This is a genomic window from Streptomyces zagrosensis (assembly GCF_014203645.1).
Lineage (GTDB): Bacteria > Actinomycetota > Actinomycetes > Streptomycetales > Streptomycetaceae > Streptomyces > Streptomyces zagrosensis.
This window is the reverse complement of record NZ_JACHJL010000061.1, coordinates 1-1,622: the sequence shown is the minus strand read 5'-3', so window position 1 is coordinate 1,622 and position 1,622 is coordinate 1. Positions and strand designations below refer to the sequence as shown.

Genomic DNA, 1,622 nt, shown 5'->3' with positions numbered 1-1,622 from the left:
AGAAGCCGTTGCTCTATCGATCATGACGAACGCCGGTTCGGGTGTGGCGGCTCGGTCGGGTGATGTTCTGGTGAGCCGGGCATGAAAGCAGGGCCTCCCGCACAGCTCGTGGGTGTCGAGTCCAGAGCAACAGGAGGCCCTGCGTGGTGCAGTCTTTCGTGCCGGTATGCGCTGCGTCCAACTCCCTTGCCCGGTCGTGTGATTGTCTCGCGCACGTGTACGGGAACGCGGGTGACCGCCCTGAGCGGCAGCGCTTGTATCCCTCGGACATGACGGACGCCGAGTGGGCCGAGGTTCGTGCCGCGTTGCCAGTGCCGGGCTGGCTGCAGGGTCGGGGCGGCCAGCCGGAGGGTTATTGCCACCGGCAGATGGTCGACGCGGTCCGCTACCTGGTCGCGGGCGGCATCACGTGGCGGGCGATGCCGGCCGACTTCCCCGCATGGGACCGCGTCTACGCCTTCTTCCGACGCTGGCGCGACAAGGGCTGGATCGGCGAACTGCACGACCGGCTGCGCGACAGGGTCCGCGAGGCGGCCGGCCGCGATACCGAGCCGACAGCGGGCATCATCGATGCCCAGTCGGTGAAGGCCGCCGCGTCAGTGCCGGCCGCGACCAGGGGCTTCGACGGCGGAAAGAAGGTCAACGGACGCAAGCGCCACATCGTGGTGGACACCCTCGGGCTGCTGCTGACCGTCGTGGTCACGGCAGCTTCCGTCACCGACCGGGAGGCCGGGCAGACGCTGCTGGCCCGGCTGCGCAAGCGGCACTGGCGCCTGACGCTGGTATGGGCCGACGGCGGCTACACCGGCCACTTGGTCGACTTCGCCCGCAGCGTGCTGCGGATCGCGCTGACGGTGGTCAAACGCAGTGACGACGTGTCCGGGTTCGTCGTGCTGCCCAAGAGGTGGCTGGTGGAGCGCACGTTCGCGTGGCTTATGCGCTCACGCCGCCTGGCCCGTGACTACGAGACACGCACCGACAGCGCCGAGGCGGTGATCCGGTGGTCGATGAGCATGGTCATGAGCCGCCGCCTCGCCCGGCGAAGGCACTGAACATCCCCGGGCTCTCCTCGGTCAGCCATCCCCGCGCGGCCAGGCGCTTCGCCTTCGACCGCACGCCCTCGACCTTCGCGGGAACCGGCTCCAGGTCGAGCGCCGCGGCGAGCTGTCGGCAGTCCATCGCGCCGCCACCCGATCCGTCCCGGCCGGCCACGATGCCCATGATCCGCCGGTAGTCCGGCGCAAGCACGCCCGGGTCGAGCCCCTCACGCCACACCGGCACCACCGCACCTGGCACGGCACCCACGATCGGCACAGAACGCTCGTCGGATACGGCACCCGATGCTTCCTCACATTCGCGCGGCTCCGCCAGAATCTGACCGACCGTCTCACGAGCGATCACGAACCGCTGCCACGCGCCCTCCGCCTCCCGCAGTTCGGCCTGGAGGACCTCCACCCGCTGCCGGGCAGCACGCTCTCGCTCTTCCAGCAGCCCCATCACCGATGGCATCCGGAACCTCCACCACAGAGACGACACGACACGTCATCCCTGCCGCCGAAGCGCCGATCTCATTCCTGACCAGCGGAAACGCAGCGATCACCTTCGGAAAGACAACGGGTTCT

Annotated in this window: 2 protein-coding genes; one reads left to right on the top strand and one right to left on the bottom strand. The window is 69.1% G+C overall.

The window, feature by feature from the left end; translation table 11 throughout:
* Window positions 1-269 precede the first annotated feature (269 nt).
* Window positions 270-1,052 carry an IS5 family transposase gene (locus tag FHS42_RS36010; RefSeq protein ID WP_184580587.1) on the top strand — a complete coding sequence of 261 codons (783 nt, stop codon included), beginning with the start codon at window positions 270-272 and terminating at the stop codon, window positions 1,050-1,052.
* Here the strand turns inward: FHS42_RS36010 and FHS42_RS36005 are convergent.
* The gene (locus tag FHS42_RS36005; protein WP_184580578.1) at window positions 1,018-1,509 is read right to left on the bottom strand and encodes a hypothetical protein; all 492 of its coding nucleotides are present in this window, start codon (window positions 1,507-1,509) and stop codon (window positions 1,018-1,020) included. The two genes, FHS42_RS36010 and FHS42_RS36005, sit on opposite strands and share 35 nt — an antisense overlap.
* Window positions 1,510-1,622 lie beyond the last annotated feature (113 nt).